This is a genomic window from Streptomyces sp. RP5T (assembly GCF_003933965.1).
Taxonomy (GTDB): domain Bacteria; phylum Actinomycetota; class Actinomycetes; order Streptomycetales; family Streptomycetaceae; genus Streptomyces.
Genome location: NZ_RSAJ01000093.1, coordinates 1 through 21,588, shown reverse-complemented (window position 1 = coordinate 21,588; position 21,588 = coordinate 1). Strand labels below are relative to the sequence as shown.

The following is a 21,588-nucleotide window of genomic DNA, read 5'->3' as shown; positions in this document are numbered from 1 at the left end:
GAGGGCTCGGGGCGCGCTGCGCAGGTCTGCCATGCCCCGAACAATCTGGGTTAGGAGCGATCAGTTGTGGTCTCGTGACTTCTCTGAACGAGACGTCGGCGGACCCTCACGCTTGCCGGGCTCGCGGTCCCGGCTGGCGGCGGTAGGTCCGGAGTTCCGGGTCATGCGAGTGACCAGCTGGTCAGTTTCATCGGATTCAGCATCAGCCACACATGCGTGATGTATCCGTCGCTGACGCCGAAGGTGATGACCCCGTACAGCCGCCCCTCGTTGCGAAGAACGTATCCGAGACCGTCGGCCGTGTCGCGTCGTTCGAGCCGGAGGGCGGGCTGCTTGCGCATCACCCCCATGAGCCACCGGGACACATGGTCCGACCCGCTGATGACCCGGGGTGCGGCGTTGACGAAGCCGCCGCCGTCCGCGCGGAGTTCGACGTCCGGAGCCAGTACGCGGAGCAGCGCCTCGATGTCCCCTCCCACAGTCGCGTCAAGAAAGGCCCGAACGGTCTCATCATGCTCGCGGGGGGAGATCGGTGCGCGTCGTCCGCCTCGGACATGGCGGCGTGCGGACGTTGCCAATTGCCTTGTCGCCGCCGGCGAACGACCGACAACACCGGCGATCTCGTCGAAGGGGACGCCGAAGACATCGTGCAGCACGAACGCCACTCGCTCTGCCGGGGTCATGGCCTCCAGGACAGTCAGCAACGCCATGCTCACGGCGTCATCGAGGGTGACACGGTCGAGCGGATCAGCGGCGGGATGGCGGGGACCCGGTGTCGCCTGCGCGGTGTCGGCGAAGAGATCGGCCGGAACCGGCTCCGGCAGCCATTGGCCGACGTAGGTCTCTCGTCGTGCCCGCGCGGAGCGCAGCAGGTCGAGTGAGATGCGGCTCGCGACCCGGGTCAGCCATGCCGCCGGCACGTTTATGCCGTCGCGTTCCTCGGGCGTGAGGCGGTACCACCTCACATACGTCTCCTGCACCACGTCTTCGGCATCGGCCAGGGTGCCCGTCATGCGGAAGGCCAGCGACAGCAGACGACGTCGGTCCGCCATGACCGAATCCAGAGCCGTCGCATGGTCATGCTCGGCTTCTGCGAACTCTGCGTTTTCGGCTGGATGGTCTTCCGACATGGGGCACCCTTTCCGATGCGGAGCGCGACTCGCCTGACCGGCCTTCTTGCCGGCGGCGCGTGCCCTCACGGTGCTGGCAGCGTGGTTCAGGCGGTGGGGATCCCCGCGATCGGGTACCGCACGGTGCCGGTGCGGTACGCGCCACGCGGAACCATGGCATCGGGAGCGCCTTCTCCGTCCACGGTCACCACCTCACGGTCGTCCCCGCGGTCGGCCAGCGTGGCGCGGAAGAGGTCGTCGAGGGAGAAGCGGTCGGGTCCGGCGATCTCGACGACGCTTCCCGGCTCCAGCGTCGTGACGGCCTCGGCGAGCAGCTCGACGACCTCGTCCAGCTCGACAGGCTGGATGAAGGACCTCGGAGCGATCACCTTTCCGTCCATGGTGTGCTGGTCGGCCAGAACAGGAATGTAGCTCTGGAACTGGGTGGCTCGAATGATGGTGGCGGGTATCGAGCCGGATCGTACGGCCTTCTCCTGGGCCACCTTGCCGAGGTAGTACCCGATCGTGGATGCATCGCCTTCCCCGACCCCGACGATGGAGAGCACGATGTGGTGACGCACGCCTGCCCGCAGGCCTTCCTCGGTCAGGTTGTTGGTCGTTTCTTCGAAGAACGAGATTGCCCCCTCCGCGTCGAAGCGAGGGGTGTTGAGTACGTTCACGATGGTGTCGACACCGACGAGAGCCTCAGCAAGTCCCTCGCCCGAGATCATGTCGATCCCGTCCTCGAGTCCGCCCGAGACCACCTCGATGCCCTTGGCTTCAAGGTTGTCAGCGAGACGAGACCCCACGCGGCCGCGTCCACCGGCGATGAAGACCTTCATTTCCCTACTCCGTTCCGGGGCACCTGTCGCTGCCCTCACCAGCATGACGACGCAGCCGGGAGAAGTGTGAGGTCGCGATGCCGTCCTGCTGCTTGTGATCCGGGTCGCAGAGGTGAGTGATGTCCGCGTAAATGTCCGCGTACTGGTCCTGGGGGCCCTGGAAAGATTTCCCGGATGGCACGGGCGTGACTCCGCGCTCATTGCGGTACCACGAAGAGCAGGACCTGCTGATCAGCTCACGCTCCGACGCGGGGCAGCGTCACTGAAGCTCCTATAGATTGTCAAGCGGCCTGCTGGAGCTGCGCGGCTGTGATGTCCGGATGGGGGAGGTGCTTGTAGACCTCGCGGGCGACGAACCGTTTCAGACAGCGGATGATGTCCTTCTTCGACATGCCTTCGGCGGTGCGACGGGCCACGTACTCCTGCGTCCGGCGATCGTGTCGCATGCGGACGATCACGATCGTGTGCAAGGCCCGGTTGGCTTGGCGATCACCACCACGGTTAAGCCGGTACCGCTTCGTACGGCCGGAGGAGGCTGGAATGGGTGCGGCCGCGCACAGGTGTGCGAAGGACGCTTCGGACCTCAGCCGCTCGGGGTTGTCACCAGCCGTGATCAGGAGCTGTCCGGCGCTCTCGGGGCCGACACCCGGCAGGGCGACCAGCTGCGGTGCTGCCCTCGTCACCAGAGGCTTCAGCTCAGCGTCCGCAGCAGCAATCTCCTCGCTGAGCGCGCGGTGACGGCGGGCGAGACGTCGCAGAGCTGTCCTGACGGCGCAGGCCGGGTCCGCCAGATCGCCGGCGGGGCGGGAGCGGGCCAAGTGGTCGATTAGCTCCGCCGTGGGCAATCCCCGGAACTGCTCGCGCACTTCAGCAGGGGCGGTGACGATCAAGGTGCGGATCTGGTTGATGGTCTGGGTGCGGGCCTTGATGGCCGAGCTGCGGGCCACCCGCAGGGCGCGGATGGCCTCGGCGATGCCGTTGCGGGACTTCGGCGTCCCCTTCGCGCGGCCCGAGAGCACGGCCGTTGCTGCGGCGTAGGCGTCGACAGGGTCGGACTTGCCGTTGTCTCTTCGAGCCTTGCGGTCCGGTCGGTCGACCTCCACGACGGTGATGCCATTCGAGGACAGGAACCGGGCCAGCTCGGCTCCGTAGGCGCCAGTCCCCTCGACGCCGACGGCCAGGACCTCACCGTGCGAGCGCAGCCAGTCCAGCAACTGCTGGTAGCCGGCAGGGCTGGTGGAGAACGGCTCCGTCGCGAGGTGACGGCCGACCGTGTCGATGACTGCGGCCTGGTGAGTGTCGGTGTGGGTGTCGATCCCGCCGATGACGGCTATCTCATCCGCTGCCATGCCGGTGCCTGCTGTCCTTCCGTACGACACGTGAGAGGCGACACGCGCGCCGGTCGGGCAGACGGACAAGACAGTGATGGGACCTTTGGCCGGGCTCCTATGAAGTCACAGACGCTCGACCGGCCGCGCGCAGCGACACCACTTGGAAGATCGACAATTCCAAGCAAGGACAACCCAAGTGCCGGTCAGCTGCCGGGTCAGACCTCCAAGCGGTGCCGCGGGCTACATCATCACTGTCAGCTGCTGCAGCAGCCCACCCTGCCCGGTCAGCTGCAGCCCCTCCGACCGCGCCCGCTCCACCAGCATCGCGACCAGTTGCTCGTCGGACACGGGCACGGGCTGGCCGGACTCGGCACTCTCCACAGGCTCCACTGTCTCCAACTCCACGGCGGTATCAGTCACTTGACGTCACTCCCATGATCGTCGGATCCGCCGTTAGATTTACACTCCCGCTATGCCTGCCGGTACGCCACCGACTGGGTGGCCGACAAAACCCGCTACCGGCTGGCCGTCGACCTCGCCGAGCACGCCGCGCTCACCGCGATGCTGAGCCGCTGTCCCGAAGAGCCGATCACCGTGACGCTCGCCCGGTAGCCGCCGCGATGCGGATGGGGGACCGGGAAGGAGAAAGCCCCGGCTGGACGGGGAAGACCAGCCGGGGCCGTGCATGGTGGCCTGCGGAGGGCGGTCGCCTCTCGGCGAGATGCTCCATGGGGCTTCAGCCGAACGATCGTCCCCATGGGCGGAGAGTGAGGCCCGGGGACACTGTCCCCTCCGCAGCCACGTACACAAGAACGGCGAACTGCCCTTTGCTGTTCCCCTGTTAATGCCGTCCGGGTAGGTGAACTGCAGCACACCGGTCTCCTGGCACGGCAACGGAGCAGGGGCTGCCGCTACCCGGTCGGGTGATGCTGCGGCATCCGCGGAACCCTGTCTGCGGCCTCGTAGTGCCTTTCATGAATCCGATCAACGAAGTGCACGTGCAAGAGCCCGGGCTGGCAGTCATCGACATCGAGACTGCCGATGCTGCCACCGCACTCGCCCTCCAGGATGCTCTAGCCTCACAGTGGGCGACAGCGACCGCAGACCAAGTGACGCATACCGGGGCCAGCCAGGTGTACGGCTGCGCTGCTACCTGGACCTACGCCAGCCGCTTGGTTCATAGGGGCCGTCGGTGGCCCGTGACAGCTCGTCTCGGGTGCCGGGATGTGTGTGCGCCACCACCTGCTGCTGGAAGGCGGGGTACGGATCGTAAGTGGCAAGCCCCGGTGGACCGCTGATCTGCAAGATCATGTCGCCGGGGCTTAACGCGGGGAGGGACTCGGCGGCTTGGTGCAGGTCGACGTGGCGCTCAGCGCGAGGGCGCCGGCGGCCGAGGAGTGCTGATCTGCCGTCCCGCCCGGAAGGGGGCCGACACCTGTGATGGCCTCCCAGCCGCCCGACTCCAGGAAGGTGGCGCCGTCGGCATCCACCTCGCCGCGCAGGCGCCATCCGCGCTCCTTGAGGCGGCTGACTACGCGCAGCAGGTCCTTCTCGCCGGGCTTGGTCCGGGAGAAGGCGGTGGAATGCGCCACGCATTCACGGTTCATGGGGTCTTTGACCACGGTCAACCCCAGGTCGAAGGACTTGGTGGCGTAGCGGAAATCGCTGATCACCTCGTCCCGGGTCTTTGCTGCCGGGGACGGCGAGGACGTGAGTCCGGCGGTGGCGGAGGCCGCGGAGTGCGACTGCGGTGCGGCAGCCGGTTCCGTGCTCTCCTGGCAGGCTGTGGCGAGCAGTATGGCCGCTGTGGCTACCGCGGTACGGGCATGCCGGAATGCGTTCAAGGCTTTCCCCCAAGGAATGGCCCGGCGCCGGGAGCCAGGCAGCACCACATCCTGCCATGGACATGATCCTGGGCATGAACGGTCCTGGCTACGGCGCGAGCAAGCGCCCCAAGGGGCCGCAGGGGCGGGGTGCACACGTACGCGGGCGCGGCACTCCGGCGACGAGGGAAGGGCCATCTGTATCGCGGTCAACCGTAACGGTAACGCCTGGAACTGCGGGAGGACCGCCCCCACCTGGCCCCTGAACCGAAGGCCGCCGCAACCCGGTTCGGCCAGTACGTCAACACCAGCACGTCGAAGCGGGGCGAGTGGGTCCAGTACGGTACGGGGTGATCTCGCTGCGTGACGCCACCCCCGGCCACGTCATCTCCGCCTTGGGAAAAACAGTGGCCGTCCGCCTCGGCATCCCGCTCGTGCACCGGACGCGTGTGCCGCGCCGGCGTACCTGACCCCCGAGGGCCGAAATCACGGCCGGCGCTGGCAACACGCATGGCCCCACACCGAAAGGATGGTGCCGGGGCCCACCCGCCTCGGGGCCAACGGGCCCCGCGCGCACCCGCCCGGCGAGGGACTCGAAAGGGACCCGGCCCTTACCCGCACGCGGCCCCCGACAAGGGGCACGCCCCACGCTGGCCAGCGGCCAGCCCGCTCGAAGTGCTGCTCCCGTCCGTGCTCGGCTCGCCGAGCACTTCGTGAGTGCTGTACTCCCGCCCCGGCAGATTTCACAGCGCATGAAGGGCCGTGGCCTGCTCATGCACGAAAACGTGCTGAACTACGACTCAAAATGTGCCCTTCTCGGTCTTGACGGCGGGCATGGTGCCCGTAGGTAGAGCGCATTTTTGTCCCATTACATGAATGATCGGCGGATCCCGCCAGGCGGTTCGATGATGGGTTTTCAGCAACCCCTATTTACTTGACACTTACCAGTTCGTGGCATCTGATTTGCCCACCTGTGTGAAGCGTGTGAACAAGGGGTGGGGAATGGGCAACGGGGGACTGTGGCGGCCGCATGCCGTCAGACGGAAACGTTCCAGGATGATCTGGCTGACGGCGCTCGCCGTGCTGGTGACAACCCCCGGCCTGGCGTCACCCCTTGCCGCCCCGTCGGCTGCAGCGGTCGAGCGCAGCGTCCTGTCGGAGACCGAGCAGGCACAGTTGGACGCGAAGGAGTCCGGTGAGCCGGTCGAGGTGCTCGGTGAACGGACCGAGCGGGAAACGGTCTTCGCCAATCCCGATGGTGAAACGTTCACGTTGGACAAGTCGATCGTTCCGGTGCGGGTGGAAAAACCCGGGGGTGGATGGGCGGAGCCAGACGCGACGTTGGTCAAACGTGCAGATGGGTCCGTAGGACCCAAGGCTGCTGCGGTCGGCCTGTCCTTCTCCGCCGGTGGTGACGGCGAAGGCCTCGTGACAATCGGCGAAGACGGACAGTCGGTCAGTCTGGGGTGGCCAGGCCGGCTGCCCGAGCCCCGGCTGGAGGGACAGCGGGCCGTTTACGAGAACGTGCTTCCGGATGTGAACCTGATCCTGACGGCCACGGTGGAGGGCTTTAGGCAGGTTCTGGAGGTCGAGACACTGGAGGCAGCGAAAGGGCCTGAGCTGGCCTCGCTCGAGTACTCGATGGCCGCCAACGGGCTGAATGTCCGTGAGGGCGCAGCTGGCAGTATGGAAGCGACGGATGGCAATGGCCAGGTCGTGTTCCGCTCGCCATCGGCACGCATGTGGAACTCCGCTGGCGCCAACGTGGCCGCCGCGAAGGAAACGGGAATCAGCCCGCAGACCGCATCCGTGACGCCGATTCAGGCTTCGTCCGCCGAGGAAGAACGGCCCGCCGGTCCGATCGATGAAGGTGATCCGTTGACCGGTCCCGGCATGGGGGACGAAGCAGCGGTCATGGATATCGATGTCACTGCTTCCTCGGTGGTCGTCACCCCGGACACCGGTTTGATTGCCGGTACCACCGCGGCCGAACTCCCTCTCTACATTGACCCTTCCGTTGAGCTTGGCGAGTCCGAGCGCACTGTTCTGTCCTCCGATGGCGACGTGTTCTACAACTTCTCCGGTGGCGACAATGGGATGAGCGTGGGCCGCTGCGGTTCAGCGGTGATCGGCGGTTACCTCTACTCGTGCACCACCGGCAGCGCCTACACCAACCGCATGTACTTCGAGTTCGCGCCGGGCAAGTTGAAGGGCAAGCACGTCCTGTCCGCGCAGTTCGAGATCACGGAAACGTGGTCGTTTTCGTGCGACCCGCGCTGGGTGGACCTGGAACGAACCAACGGCATCTCCTCCTCCTCCAAGTGGCCGGGCCCTCGTGGACCGAAGTCCGACGGCTCCTGGGACCAGATGAGCGACCGGCATGTGTCCGCAGGCCGCGGCGGGAATTGCACGCCAGCACAACCGCGCGCGCCGATCATCTTCGCGGACAACACGGACGAGGAGCCGGACGAGAACCTCACCCCGACGGTCAAGGCGTTCGCGGACGGCAAGTTCTCCACGCTCACCCTGATGCTGATGGCGAAGGACGAGTCGGACCCGATCGCGTGGAAGCGGTTCGACGACGACGCGACGATCCAGGTCACTTACGTCGGCAAACCGGCCACCCCGACCGCGTACGGGCTGGACACCGGAACGGCTGAGATCTGCTCGAAGGAATCGGCGCCCACGATGTGGACGGACCCGACACCGAACCTCACGGCCACCGCGCAGACGGCATCGGGTGGGGAGGCCGACCAGTCGCTGCGGGTGTACTTCGACGTGGACGTGCAGAACACCGACGGGACCTGGTCCGATGCCAAGGAGCCGAGCTCCGGCTCGGAGAGCCCGCCCACCGGCTACACCCGGGACGGAGTCGTCCAGAACAAGATCTGGGACGCCACGCTGGCGGACAAGAAGCAGTACCGCTACCGAGCCGCGACCAGCACCTACTACAACAAAGGTGCCTCGAAACTGAGCAGCGGCTGGACGGGCTACTGCTACTTCACGGTGGACAGCACGGCACCCAAGCCCCCGAGCATCACATTCGATTCCGTCTACAGTCCGTGTCTGCCGGGTTCTTGCACCGTTGCAGGCAAGCCGAATGTCGCGGGTAACGTCACGTTCGGGCCGACGGACGGAGACGTCAACGCCGCCTACCGGTACAAGCTGTCCACAGACAGCACGTGGCGCGCCTGGAAGAACGGGCCGACGCTCACTGAGCCGATCATCCCGGTCGACTCCGGCACCGTCACCTTGACCGTTCAGGCGCGGGACGCGGCCGGTCGGCCCGGCGGTGAGAACGCCGTCCGTTTCCTGGTCGGCGAGAGCGACGGCCCTATCGGCTGGTGGACCTTCAACGAGGTGTCCGGCGACGCCGTGGACGTCTCCGCATCCTCGGCGGCCTACCGCGACAACGCGACGATCAGCGCAGGCACAAGAGTGAACACAGGCCGTCGCGGCGTCGTCACGGAGAAGGGGGCAACAGGCGAGGACAAGGCGCTGAACCTGGGCGGCCAGGGCTACGCCGCCACGCCCGGGAAACTGCTGGAGACCCAGGCGCCGTACACCGTGGCCGCATGGGTCCGACTCGCGGCCACAGGGACCACGCAGACAGTCCTGGGCCAGAACGGTGTAAACAGCAGCCCCTTCTTCCTCGGATACTGCGCCGGCACCGATCGTTGGTGCTTGCGCCTGGCGGACGCCGACACCTCCACCACGGCGCTGGACAACCAGCGCGTCGACTCTCTGGAAGCACCGCAGACCAAGGTGTGGACCCACCTGGCCGCCGTTGTGGACACGAATGCCGGCGGGAAGTCCCTCACGCTGTACGTCAACGGCATCAAGCAGGGCAGTGACGCCCTCACCACAGGCGGATGGTCGGCAGACGGCGCCCTCCAGATCGGCCGAGTGAAGTCGAAGGGCACCTTCGGCGAGTACTTCACCGGCGACATCGATGAGGTGAAGGTATGGCAGGAGGTCAAGAACGAGGCCCAGCTGGCGAAGGAGGCGGGACTCAAGGACGTCGACAACAAGGCCCTCATGGAACTGGTGGCGCGCTATAAACCTGACGGCGCCCAGGGCGCTTCCTTGCCGGACCTGAGTGAGTACGGAAACCCACTCAGCCTGTCCGGCGGCGCTTCGCTGGACGGTGAGGCACTCGTCCTCGACGGCACCGGCGCGGCAACCCTCTCCCGTCCTGTCGTGGCCGATACCGGCTCGTTCACCGCGGCGACGAAGGTGGCCGTCTCGACGAAGGATCTGCTCAGCAAACCCGATGGCTACCGGGCTCAGGTGCTCGGACAGCGGACGGCGAACGGCTCGTCCTGGAGCCTTTGGGTGGAGAAGACCGAAACGGTCCCCGAACCGGTGCTCGATGACGAGGGCAACCCGGTCTACGACGACGAGGGAAATCCGGTCACCAAACCGGAGCCGAGGGCTCGCTGGCACTTCGGGCGCCTGACGGCGGACGGCTCCGGTACGTCCGTGTCCAGCAAGGAAGATGCCGTCCTGAACTCCGAGGTGGCTCTCGTGGGGGCCTACGACGCGCAGACGCGCAGCATCACTCTCTACGTCGGCAGCGATGCCCAAAGTCCCCCTCAGGCCTACACGGCCTCGGTCGGCAGCGGTGAGTTCGCTGCGGGCAAGGGCTGGACGAACAGTGCCTGGAGTCACTACTTGTCCGGCCGGATCACCGATATCCGCCTGTGGGCGGGCGCGGTGAAGGACGTCGACCAGGTGGAGACCGTCGTCGGTTTCTGATCCTGCGTTCACCGTCTTGCTCCCACCACACGCACCGGCCGTCCCTTTCCCATGGAGTGCTTGCTGTGTCCTCTGCTCTGTTCCGTCTCCGCTTTCGTGGCCGGCGCACGGCACTGACCGTGCTGCTCGCCGCCGTCATGTCAGTGCCTGCCCCTCTCACCCCACTCGCTGTGGCTGCCGAGTTGCCGGGGCGCCCGGATGTACCCCAGGTCAAGCCCACCCGGGTAGTGGAGGTAACCTCGCCCAAGGCCGCAGCGGCTCGCAGCATGGTGGCGCGGCAACGGAAGGCCAACCAGCGCCTGTTCGACTCGGCGCGTGCTGAGCGCCGCAGCACCTGGCCCAAGCCTTCCACGACCGAGCAGTCCCTGTCCGGCGCCGGGAAAAAGGGCGCCGTCGTGACGGTAGGGTCTGTCAAAGCTGCCGGCTCATCGGGACGTGCGAGTGCCGGAGGTGACGCCGAGGTAGTCGTTCTGGATCAGCGGGCGGCCCGCCGGGCCGGAGTGACCGGCGTGCTGTTCACGGTCGAGGCGCAAAAAGCCGGGGACGCTCAGGTCACCGTCGACTACAGCTCCTTCGCCTCTGCCGTCGGCGGGAACTGGTCCTCACGAATAGGCTTGGTCACCCTGCCGGACTGCGCACTGACCACGCCCAGCAAGAAGGACTGCCGTACCCCCGACGAGGAACTGGCCTCCGCCAACAACGTGAAGGCCGAGACCCTCACGGCCCGCCTTCCGATCTCCGGCACTTCGCAGAACGCGCCCACCGTCGTGGCCCTCATGGCGACGACGGCAGCCGAATCCGCCACGGGAGCGGGGGACTTCAAGGCGAGTCCGCTGGCGGCGTCCTCGACCTGGCAGGCAGGTAACTCCTCCGGCTCGTTCACGTGGTCGTACCCGATCACCACCCCGCCAGCAGCTGCGGGGCCTTCTCCGTCCCTGGCGTTGTCCTACGATTCCGGCCGCACCGACGGACGGACCGCGAACACCAACAACCAGGGAAGCCTGATCGGTGAGGGCTTCGACATCACCTCCTCGTACATCGAGCGCACCTACGGCTCGTGCGGAGACGACGGCCAGACCGACAAGAGCGACCTGTGCTGGAAGTACGACAATGCCTCGCTCGTGCTGAACGGCCAGGCCACCGAACTCGTCAAGGACGACACCGACACCAAAGACGAGTGGCATCTCAAAAACGACGACGCCTCGAAGGTGGTCCGGCGCAAAGGCGCGGACAACAACGACGAGGACGGCGAGTACTGGCAGCTGACCACCAGCAACGGAACCACGTACACCTTCGGCCTCAACAAGCTGCCTGGCGCTGGTACCGAGCGGACGAAGTCGGCGTGGACGGTCCCCGTCTTCGGTGACGACAGCGGAGAGCCGGGTTACGACAAGGGCAGCGAGTTCAAGGCCCGTTCCTCAGTCCAGGCATGGCGCTGGAACCTGGACCTGGTCCAGGACGTGCACGGCAACGCCTCCACGTACTGGTACACCGCGGAGGACAACCACTACGCCCAGAACGGCGACAAAGCGGCACCGAAGCCCTACACGCGCGGCGGATACCTCGACGAGATCCGCTACGGTCAGCGTGCCGACACACTGTTCACGGCACCGGCCTCGGACAAGGTCGCCTTCTCCTACCAAGAGCGCTGCTTCGCCACCAGTTGCTCCTCACTGACCGTCGACACCGCCGACGACTGGCCGGACGTTCCATTCGACACTATCTGCGCAGCGAGCGAAACCGACTGCCAGGCCACCGGACCGACGTTCTTCACCCGCAAGCGCCTGACCGGCATCGACACCTACTTCTGGTCCCGGGCGGCAGAGCCGGACGCGTTCATGCCGGTCGACTCCTACGCTCTGGGCCAGGAGTTCTTCGACGGGGCTGACATCGACAACAGCTCCGACCAGTCCCTCAGTCTCATCTCGCTGACCCGCACCGGCAAAGACGGAGCCGCCGTATCGACCCCGCCGATCGAGTTCATCTACCAGCAGCGGCCCAACCGGGTGGCCGGAGGCACCCAACCGGGTGGTGGCAACATCCTGCCCCTGACTCGCCCCCGTATCGGCACGATCACGACCGAGACCGGCGCGATCACCTCCGTGACCTTCTCGGAACCCGAGTGCGTACGCGGCAGCAACATGCCGGCAGCGGAAGACGACAACAGTCTCTCCTGCTACCCGGTCTACTGGGCGATCAACGGCGGCGACACCCAGCTGGACTGGTTCCACAAGTACCGGGTCACCTCCATCACCACCAACGACCCCGCCGCCGGCAACCCGGGCACCCAGCTCTCCTACGACTACTCCGGCCCCGCCTGGCACTACAACGACGACCCGTTCACCAAGAACAAGGAACGCACCTGGTCGGTCTGGCGGGGATACCAGAAGGTCACCTCCTACACCGGTGACCCTGGTACCACCCGCTCGAAGAACGTGAAGCTGTTCATGCAGGGGATGAACGGCGACAAACGCACGAACGGCACGACCCGTTCCGCCACGGTCAAAGGCATCGACCTGAGCAACGACCCCGCGGTGACGACAGATGACCTCGACATCGCCGATGTGACCGACGACGACCGCTACTCCGGACAGCTGCGCCAAGAGATCTCGTACAACGGCGCCACCGCGATCACCAGCACCGTCAACGACTTCTGGGCCCATCAGACGGCCAGCCAGAAGAAGTCGTACGCCGACATCACCGCGCACTTCGTCAGAACGGCTCGCACCTATAACCACACCTATCTGACGACAGCAAAGAAGTGGCGTTCCACCGGCATTGCGTACACCTATGACACCAAGTACGGCATGACAACGACGGTCGAGGACGAGGGCGACCGTTCCGCCTCGGATGACGAGACCTGCACCCGTACCTGGTACGCCCGCAACGACACCAAGGGCCTGACCGACCTGGTCTCACGCACCCGTACTGTTGCCAAGTCCTGCGCGAAGACGGACGACGCTCTCAGTCTGCCCACCAACGCCGACAGCCGCGGTGACGTCCTGTCCGACGCCGCCGTCGTCTACGACACCGCCGGCGCCACCGGCTGGACGGCCGGCCAGGTACCCACGCTGGGCCTGCCGACCTGGACGGGACGAGCCAAGGCCTACCCGGCCGCATCTGGCACCAGCGACCGCAACCCTCCGGCCGCCACCGGCTGGCAGACCGTCACCACCACGACCTACGACACCGCTGCCGCAAAACTGGGCCGCCCTCTCACCACCACGGACGCCAAGGGCCGCACCACCACGACCGCCTACTACCCGGCAGCCGCAGGCCCGCTGGCCACCCAGGTCGTCACCGCGCCCAAACTCGCCTCCAACGGCCAGGCCCACCAGTCGAGCACCAGCTACAACCCGTCCCGCGGCACGGTCAACTACACCCAGGACGCCAACCTCAAGCGCACCGAGCACAGCTACGACGCCCTCGGCCGCCTCACCGCGACCTGGCTGCCCGGCCGTTCCAAGACCGCAGACACCCCCAGCGCCAAGTTCGGCTACAGCATCGCCCGGAACAAGGCGCCCTGGTCGTCGGTGGCCACACTCAAAGCGAACGGCACCACGTACGACACCACATTCACCCTCTTCGACTCGCAACTGCGTGCCCTGCAGGTCCAGTCACCATCGGCCCTCGGCGGACGCGTTCTGACCGACACCCGCTACAACAGCCGAGGCCTGGCCTTCGAGACCTACGCCGACATCTACGACAGCGCCAACAGCCCCAGCGGCACCTACGCACAAGCGCCGAACGGAGGCGGAGCCCAGACCGAGACCCAGTTCGACGGCGCCGCCCGGCCCACCACGGCGACCTTCCTCGTCGACGGCGTGAAGAAGTGGGAGACCACCACGACGTACACCGGTGACTCGACCGCCACCTCCGCCGCCACCGGCGGCAACGCCACCCGGACCATCACCGACGCCCTCGGACGTACCACCGAAACCCGCACCTACGCGGGCACGCAGCCCAACGACACCGCCTACGGCTCCACTTCCGGCACGACCTACACAAGCGTCCGCCACACCCCGACCCGAGACGGCAAGCCCGGCATCGTCACTGGGCCCGACAACGCAACCTGGTCCTACACCTACGACTTGTTCGGCCGCACGGTGAAGACCGTAGACCCGGACAAGGGCACGACGACCACCGCATACACGGAACTGGACCAGGTCGACACCACCAAGGACGACGAGGACCGCACGCTCCTCTACTCCTATGACGAACTCGGCCGCAAGACCGGCCTGTGGCACACCAGCCGAGCCGAAGCCAACAGGCTGTCCGAATGGACCTACGACACCGTCCTCAAGGGGCAGCCCACCGCGTCCATCCGATACGACAACGGCAAGTCGTATAAAAAAGAAGTCACGGCCTACGACAACCGCTACCGGCCCACTGCCACCAGCCTCACCCTGCCGACCGACGACCCTCTGGTGACCTCCGGGGCGGTGCTCAATCCGGTCACCTCCGAGACGAATTACTACCTGGACGGCTCGGTCTCAAGCTTCAAAGAGCCCGCCGCGGCTGGTCTCCCCTCCGAATCGCTCACCAACGTCTACAACAGCGCCGGCCTGCAAACCGGGCTGTCGGGCAAATCCAGCTATCTGCTGGCCGCCGACTACACGGCGCTCGGTCAGGTCGGCCAACTCCAGCTGGGAACCTCCGACATCGAGGGCGTCAAGCGCGTCTTCCTCACCAACACCTACGAGAAGGGCACGCGTCGCCTGCTGAAAGCCTCAGCCGACGACCAGACCCGAGGCGCCGTCCAGGACCTCAACTACACCTACGATCTGGCCGGCAACGTCACGGGCATCTCCGACAGCGCCAACATCGGAACCGGCTCCGACACCCAGTGCTTCACCTACGACACATATGGCCGTCTCAGCGAAGCCTGGACTCCCAAAACAGCCGACTGCGCTACCTCTGGCCGCACCACGACGAATCTCGGCGGTCCTGCTCCCTACTGGACCAGCTACACCTACACCGCTTCCGGTCAACGCAAGACCGAGAAGAAGAACACAGCTACCCCAGTCACCAGCACGTACTGCTACGACTCCGCACGTACGCACGCGCTGGCCGCCACCACGACCACGGGTTCCTGCGCCGGCGTCGCCAAGCAGTACAGCCACGACGACACCGGCAACACGACGACACGCGTCAAGAACGCCGGCGCCATCACTGCCCAAACCCTGGCCTGGAACGAAGAAGGCAGACTCAGCCGCCTGACCGACGACGCGTCGGCCACCTCCACGAACTATCTCTACGACGCCGACGGCGAGTTGCTCATCCGACGCGACAATGCCTCCAGCGGTGAGACCGTCCTCTACCTCGGCAACACCGAAGTCCACCTCACCACCGCCAAGAAATGGGCCAACCGCTACTACCAGGCGGCAGGCGCCACCATCGCCCTGCGCACCAACGAATCCGGTACCGAGAAGCTGAGCTTCCTCGCCGGTGACCAGCACGGCACCAGCACCGTCTCCGTCACCAGCGACGCCAACCAGGCTCTCACCAAGCGCTACAGCACGCCCTTCGGTATGGGCCGCGGTGCGACGACCGGAGTATGGCCCGACGATAAGGGCTTCCTCGGCATGAGCGCCGACGCCGGCACCGGACTGACGCACATCGGAGCGCGCGAGTACGACCCCACCACGGGTCAGTTCATCAGCGTCGACCCCCTGCTCCAACTGGACCTGCACCAGACGCTGAACGGCTACAGCTACGGCATGCAGAACCCGGTCACACATACGGACCCCAGCGGCATGTTCATCACGTGCGGCAAGGGTTTCGACGTTCCGTGCCCCAAGAACGACTCCAACGGTGACGGTGTCACCAACCCCGGCAACGACAACACCAACGCTAAGGACAGAGACACCGAGGTCACGTGGGCGGATGAGGGCCCGACGAACACGGACGTGAACGGAGACGGGTACATCACTCTGCTCCCGGGCGTCCACATTCCTGCCGAGTGGCACGGAACAGCAGAATTCGCCAAGCTCTTCTACGCGCGACTGAACAAACTGTCTTACTACGGCATGGACCTCCACCTCGACCACCCGGAGGAACCACTTGTCAAGTTCGACATAACTACAGCTTTGCTGGACGCCTGCAACAAAACGGGCTGCCCGTCGGAGAAAAAATTCTTCTTTAACTTCTTCGCCGAAAATGTGGTCGTAGGGATCAGTGAGGGCGGACTATCGAGCGGTTCTGCTGGCCTTGGGCGACTTCCCTCCCCGAGAAAGAAAAGCGTAGACTGCCAGTGCTTCCTCGCTGGTACGGACGTCCTCATGGCGGACGGCACAACCAAGGACATCGAGGACGTCAAGGTCGGCGATGAAGTATGGGCCACCGATCCTGAGACCGGCGAAACCAAAGCCGGCGAAGTAACGCGCCTCATCAGCACCGAGAACGACAAGAAGTTCAACGAGCTGTCCATCACGGCCGACCAGGGCATCGAAAACCTCACCGCGACCTACGAGCACCCCTTCTGGTCACCGTCGGAACAGCGCTGGATCGAAGCCCACCAGCTCAAACCCGGCATGACCCTCCTCACCGATGACCGCCGAACCGCGATCGTCACAGGCAACAGGTCCTTCGCACATCACGCCAGGACGTACAACCTCACGATCGAGGGGTTGCACACGTACTATGTGCTGGCGGGCGCCACTCCGGTACTGGTTCACAATTCCAACTGCCCCCTCACAACGATGTCTTCTGTCATTGGCGAGGATTCAGCGCTGACGAAGGCCGCACAGCAGGCAGGGAAGAATCAGAAGGTTCAGGCCGATCTGGACAGCCTGTTTCAGCAGCTGTCGCGCGGAAATATGAATCCGGGCCTCGGAAGTAAGGCGTTGGCCGGAACGGATGTCACCTACGCGCGAGGAAGGAACGGCGGTCGCCTGTTCTTCCGGAACGTTGACGGAGGGATTCAGGTCGTCGGGAAGTCCGATAAAGCGAACGAGTCCAAGGTGATTGCGAGGCTGAATCAGCTCTATGGTCAGTGACCCTCTCTATCGCGTAGAGAACCAGCAGTTCAGCGCACTCTTCATGTTGGGTGCAGAGGACGACAAGGAAACCGTTGAGAATGTAGACGCGGAACTCACCCTCCCGGATGGGACACGGTGGAGCGCCACGTTCATGACGCTGCGCGCGATCGCGCAAGTGATGGATCGATGGAAGGAGACTGGAGAATGCTCCGGCGGGGCATATTTTCAGTGTCCCGATCTCGTGATCATTCCGGAGGGGGGTCTGGCTGCGATGCTGGATTCCTTCAAGGGGATTATCGATTCAGGCGGACCTGAAGGAGTCTTGCAGTTCCTGGACGAAAGCTAGCTCGCTCGTAGGCGCTGTCGAATAGTGAGGCAGGATGCCCCTTTCCCGATTGGTGGAGAAAGGGGCATCCTGGTCTTTGACGGCAACGCTGACGGCAACGTCAGCGGACGACGGCTGCGGCAGGTGGGTCTTCGGGGCCGTCGTCCGCTGAGCCGAGGGTGTTGCCGAGGGTGTCGATGGCCTGGCGTTGGAGGCGGAGTCGGACGTGGGCGTAGACGCCAGCGGTGACGCCGATGTGGGCGTGGCCGAGGAGTTCCTTGATCACGACCAGCTCAACTCCCTGCTCCAGGAGCAAGGTGGCGGTCGAGTGCCTGAGGTCGTGGAAGCGGATGCGGCAAAGGTCGGCCCGGTCGAGGAAGCTGCGGAAGCGGCGGGTGAGGTTGGCCGGGTCGAGAGGCCGGCCGGTAGGGGTGGTGAAGACGAGGCCGCTGTCCTGCCAAGCTGACCCTGCTGTCCCGCGCTCCTTGTCCTGCTGCTGTTTGTGCTCCTTGAGGGAGTGGAGGCATTCGGTCGGGAGCGCGATACGGCGCTCAGACGCCCGGGTCTTGGTGGGCAGATGCGTGAGGCCGCCGGTGCGGGTGCGCTGGAGCGAGCGGCGGATGCTGGCCGTTCCGGTTGTGAGGTCGAGGTCTTCCCATCGGAGGCCCAGGATGCATCCGCGCACCGCGCCGCGAGGGACGGTGCCCCCGAGCCAGTGACTCACCGCCGACTCGTCATAGCGCAGGGGGATTCCGGTCTCGGTACCGACGCGGTTCACCGCCCGCAGGAACTGGCGGTGAGTCCAGCGGCTCTCGGTGAGCAGGCACCCGAGCGCCCCGTTCGGTTCACGCTTGGCCATGCCCTCAACTCCCCGTGACCTTGCGAACTTTCAAGGCTTTCAAGTCCTGGCGCTGCGGCAACCGTACCGCTGAGCGTGGTTGTGCGGTTGCGTAGAGGCAGCAGGCAACGGCGAGTCCTCGCCGCAGCCGTCGTCTGAAGGGCTGAGGGATGAGAAGCGAAGCACGGGCCCGTCTGGCCCGGATGACCGAGGAGCGGGGCATGGACGGGGTGTTGAGGATCGACACCTACGAGGGCGCGGACCTGCCGCCGGGTTCGAACCGGTTGTCGCCGTGTCTCTGCCCGCGGTACGGCAGTGCCACGCCCGAGTACGGCGCGGAGAAGCTGAGGATCGCAGCACGCGAGGCCAACCAGCGCAGCCGCGGAGAGCGGCTGTGAACCGGTTAGCCGCAGCCGTCGGCCGCTACGCGGGGAGCTTTATGTCGCGGGAGCTGCGTCGGGGTTGGTCAGTGCCGGACCGTGGGCGAGCGGTCCGTCGACGTGATCACTGGCGAGCATTGCGAGGCAGAGGAAACCGGCAGTGGTGCCGACGGCCCAGAGCAGGTTGAGAGCGAACCCGAGTGGGTCGAAAAGGCGTGGCCTTGAGCGGTCTGCGTAGCGCCCGTTCACAGGACGACCTTTCCTGCCGCGGCGTTCGGTTTCAGCGGCAGGCGTGATTGTTCGCTCTCCGTCAGCGGCCTGACCTTGAAGGCATCCCACTCTGTGCCTCCGCCTATCGGACGGAGTTGCACGCGGTCAGCCCCGAGGTGGCCCATGACGCGGCCGTCCTTGTTGCGTTCGAGGTCTTTGGCGAACGAGCCGACCGCGAGGCTCTTGGGCGGCATGGCCGTCTGATCTCTTTCCGTGGGAGCCATGCCTCGACGCTATGGGCTGCCGTGACTGTGCGTCGATGGCACTTTTACGGAGAGGTGAGGGGAAGTGCCACAGAGCGTCACACGGGCAGAGTCACCAGGTCTGCCAGTGCCCTCATGTCGGGCGTCAAGGTCCGGCGTTTTCCCACGATGCTGGCAAGGATGTCGCGGGCGTACCGCTGGTTGGGAAGCCACTGAGGCGAACCGGCGCGGATCTTGTTGAAGATGTCGACGGCCTCCGCATACTGCCGCTGTTGCGTGTGAGCATTGGCCACATCGAGCAGGTGGCGATTTCGGTTGTTTGAGCTTGGTTTGAGGCTGTCCGCGGGGATGTGCGAGGCAAGTGTGAGCACCTTGTCGGGCTGTCCGGCCACCATGGCATTCTCCGTGCGTTTCAAGGCCACCGTGATGGGGCCGAAGGTGCGGAGAAAGTCGCCTTCGGGTGTGCACTCGCGTCCTAGCGCGACGGCGGCCGAATGCGCGAGACGTAGTGCATCCTCGGCTTCACCGGGGCGGTTGTCACGGACGGCCGCTGCGGATAGGCGCAGCAACAGCCAACCCCAGGTGCTCAGTTCGGCGGGCGTGGCTCTGGACATACGCGGTTCGACGTCATCGGCCCACTGAGCGGCCAGTTCGCGCGCGTCGGCGAGCTTCCCTCTGCGAAGGAGAAGCCAACACTGCGTGTTGACGGTAGAGGCCCCTTGAATGCGGTCGGTGGCGTCGTCCAGGGCCCGGGCAAGGGCCATTTCTGCGGCGTCGAACTGCCGAGTCTGAGTCATCAGCCAACCGGTGAGTTCGAGAAGTCTGGCGCGAAGCGGTCGACCGCGCGGATCGATTGCTGTGAGCGTTTCCGCGTCACGCAGGAGGGACGGCAGGGCAGTGGCGAGTTCTGCGAAGCGGTCGTGCGCGAAGAGGGGAACAGCCGCCTGAAGGGTGTCTCGGACTCCTGTAACGGTGGGTGCTTCCTCAAGATCATCACGCTGCGCGGGTGCCGCGAGGGCCGCGTGAACGGGTGCCCAACGTTCCACAGTGGCAGCGTCGGCAGGTTCCTCGGCGTGCTCCGCGACCAGCCGCGTGGTGGGTACCTTGAGCGCACTGGCGAGTTGCCGGGCTGTTTCCAAGCGTGTGTCTTCCCGCTCTCCCTGCTCCAACTTGCGGATAAGAGAGAGGGAGACGCCTGAGTTCTGGGACAACTCACGCTGGCTCAGTCCCCGACGCTTGCGGATCTCGCGGAGCCGTTCACCGAAGTTGGCGCTCATGATTCGAGAGTACGGCGTCGCTGAGTCGTATCGACTGCGTAAGCCTGGCCTGGGCACTGGCGGCGTCGTCCGCGTGGCTGCGCAGCCACGCGTGGACGAACAGCTGTGTATAGCCGGCCGGGTCGGCGGCGACCGCCGCAGTGTGCACCGCGGTGGGTGTGGCCGGGGTGGCCGCCTCGACCGTGGTCGGGGTGGACGCGACGGTGACGGCGAGGGGCGATGGGGCCGGCCGCGATGAGGGTCCAGACCACAGGGCGGGACAGACGCACGCGGCGCCGCATCGCCTCCAGCCGGGCGTCTGCCGCCATCGGAGCAGCGGCCTCGCCTTCCGGGGCCTGCTGGCAGGGGGGCATGGTCGATGTCCTTGAGGAACCCGCGGGCCCCGACCCGACCATCGGCTGTGGAGGCCCGACCGTGGTCGTGTTGGGGTTATGGAGTCCGTGGTCGGGGTTGTGGTCGGGCCGCCCACGGGCCGGACTGTGGGTGTGTCGTGAGGGTTCGGGCGGTTACCGGGGGCGGCGCATACGGTGCGGCGACGGGCCGCCGCGGCCGCCCGTGGCGCGGCTGGTGGCCGGGTGGTCTCTGGGTTCTCTGAGCCGGTGCGCAGTCCTGCCCGGCCTGGGTCACGGTCGGCGTCTGCGCGGTGCGGGGTGCGCACTTGTGCGGCGGAGGGCTCCAGGATTCAGGAGGGGAGGGTGCAGCTGCACGGCGCTGCCTGACTGCGCATGCTGCTCGGCGGGTTGCGCAGCCTCGTTGCACAACTGCCTGCCTGCCTGGCGCTGCGCAATCGGGTGGTGCGCACCGCGCACAGCGTCCAGATGAGGGGGCGTGGTCGGGCCGACCACGAACCCCCGACCACGGTCACGATGGGGATACGAAGTGCGTGGTCGGGCCCGTGGTCGGGCCGACCATAGGCCCGACCATGGGTCGGCCGCGGGTGGGAGCCGGCGCATTCTGCCCGCCACAGGGCCTGCGGTCGGCGACCGTGGTGAGGCCTTCCTGCCGCACGGCCGCCGGACCTGCACACTGGTGCGCAGACGGTCGCCGCCGAGGGCTGCGGCAGAGCTTGCGCGGTGCAGCGTCCCGGGTCTGCGCACCAGACGGATCGGAGATCCGCCAGGGGAGTGCGCAACCGCACGGCACCAGCCGATTGCGCACGATCCCGGGCCGGTTGCGCAGCCGCGTTGCGCAACTGCCCGCCCGGCGCTGCGCAATCGGGGTCCCGATGCGATTGCGCACGGGGCCGGAGGCTGTGGTCGCTGCGACCACAGCCCCGACCATGGCAGCTCGAGGGGCTGTGTTGTCGGATCGTGACCGTTGGTCGGGGCTGGTGGTCGCTGCTGTGGTCGGGGTCGGCGGGTGGGCTGAGGGCATGGAACACCTGCACGCTTTAACGCCCGGGTCCACCGGTCGCCCCACTGCGGTGAGCCGGGCGCGCCGCTGTGGCAACCG

Annotated in this window: 11 protein-coding genes and 3 pseudogenes; 6 read left to right on the top strand and 8 right to left on the bottom strand. The window is 66.1% G+C overall.

The window, feature by feature from the left end; translation table 11 throughout:
• Positions 1 to 161 precede the first annotated feature (161 nt).
• The 4 genes and pseudogenes from sigJ to EHS43_RS13020 form a co-directional block, all read right to left on the bottom strand.
• Entirely contained in the window at positions 162 to 1,130 is a 969-nt protein-coding gene (sigJ, locus tag EHS43_RS13035; protein WP_125190914.1) for an RNA polymerase sigma factor SigJ, read from the bottom strand.
• A gap of 86 nt (positions 1,131 to 1,216) precedes the next feature.
• Entirely contained in the window at positions 1,217 to 1,951 is a 735-nt protein-coding gene (locus EHS43_RS13030) for an SDR family oxidoreductase (protein WP_125190912.1), read from the bottom strand.
• 281 nt (positions 1,952 to 2,232) lie between these two features.
• Positions 2,233 to 3,300: an IS110 family transposase gene (locus tag EHS43_RS13025; protein WP_125190910.1), complete on the bottom strand. Its 1,068-nt coding sequence runs from the start codon at positions 3,298 to 3,300 to the stop codon at positions 2,233 to 2,235.
• A gap of 234 nt (positions 3,301 to 3,534) precedes the next feature.
• Positions 3,535 to 3,687: pseudogene (locus EHS43_RS13020) on the bottom strand (IS256 family transposase); the annotation flags it as partial.
• Positions 3,688 to 4,208: 521 nt separating this feature from the next.
• Here EHS43_RS13020 and EHS43_RS48915 point away from each other — a divergent pair.
• Together EHS43_RS48915 and EHS43_RS48910 are read left to right on the top strand one after the other, a co-directional pair.
• Positions 4,209 to 4,343: pseudogene (locus EHS43_RS48915) on the top strand (DUF6207 family protein); the annotation flags it as partial.
• 23 nt (positions 4,344 to 4,366) lie between these two features.
• Positions 4,367 to 4,465 (top strand): DUF6207 family protein, encoded by a 99-nt coding sequence (locus EHS43_RS48910; RefSeq protein WP_369009044.1) that lies wholly within the window; start codon positions 4,367 to 4,369, stop codon positions 4,463 to 4,465.
• A gap of 139 nt (positions 4,466 to 4,604) precedes the next feature.
• Here EHS43_RS48910 and EHS43_RS13010 read toward each other — a convergent pair whose 3' ends face one another.
• A complete protein-coding gene (locus EHS43_RS13010; RefSeq protein WP_185806232.1) occupies positions 4,605 to 5,126 on the bottom strand; it encodes a hypothetical protein in 522 nt (173 codons plus the stop codon).
• A 1,035-nt stretch (positions 5,127 to 6,161) separates the two neighbouring features.
• Here EHS43_RS13010 and EHS43_RS13000 point away from each other — a divergent pair.
• From EHS43_RS13000 to EHS43_RS12985, 3 genes are all read left to right on the top strand, one after another.
• Positions 6,162 to 9,863 (top strand): LamG domain-containing protein, encoded by a 3,702-nt coding sequence (locus EHS43_RS13000; protein ID WP_125190905.1) that lies wholly within the window; start codon positions 6,162 to 6,164, stop codon positions 9,861 to 9,863.
• A 509-nt stretch (positions 9,864 to 10,372) separates the two neighbouring features.
• Entirely contained in the window at positions 10,373 to 16,861 is a 6,489-nt protein-coding gene (locus tag EHS43_RS12995) for a polymorphic toxin-type HINT domain-containing protein (RefSeq protein WP_260470513.1), read from the top strand.
• Complete coding sequence (locus tag EHS43_RS12985) at positions 16,851 to 17,189, top strand: hypothetical protein (protein ID WP_125190903.1); 339 nt, start codon at positions 16,851 to 16,853, stop codon at positions 17,187 to 17,189. The genes EHS43_RS12995 and EHS43_RS12985 overlap by 11 nt, the downstream gene beginning before the upstream one ends.
• 100 nt (positions 17,190 to 17,289) lie before the next feature.
• On the opposite strand, the pseudogene EHS43_RS12980 reads toward EHS43_RS12985, so the two are convergent.
• A pseudogene (locus tag EHS43_RS12980) lies at positions 17,290 to 17,850 on the bottom strand (site-specific integrase); the annotation flags it as partial.
• Positions 17,851 to 18,176: 326 nt separating this feature from the next.
• Between EHS43_RS12980 and EHS43_RS12975 the strand changes: the two are divergent.
• Entirely contained in the window at positions 18,177 to 18,404 is a 228-nt protein-coding gene (locus tag EHS43_RS12975; RefSeq protein ID WP_260470512.1) for a hypothetical protein, read from the top strand.
• A gap of 227 nt (positions 18,405 to 18,631) precedes the next feature.
• Here EHS43_RS12975 and EHS43_RS12970 read toward each other — a convergent pair whose 3' ends face one another.
• A complete protein-coding gene (locus EHS43_RS12970; protein ID WP_125190901.1) occupies positions 18,632 to 18,880 on the bottom strand; it encodes a hypothetical protein in 249 nt (82 codons plus the stop codon).
• A 77-nt stretch (positions 18,881 to 18,957) separates the two neighbouring features.
• Entirely contained in the window at positions 18,958 to 20,136 is a 1,179-nt protein-coding gene (locus tag EHS43_RS12965; protein ID WP_125190899.1) for a helix-turn-helix transcriptional regulator, read from the bottom strand.
• Between the last annotated feature and the right edge of the window lie 1,452 nt (positions 20,137 to 21,588).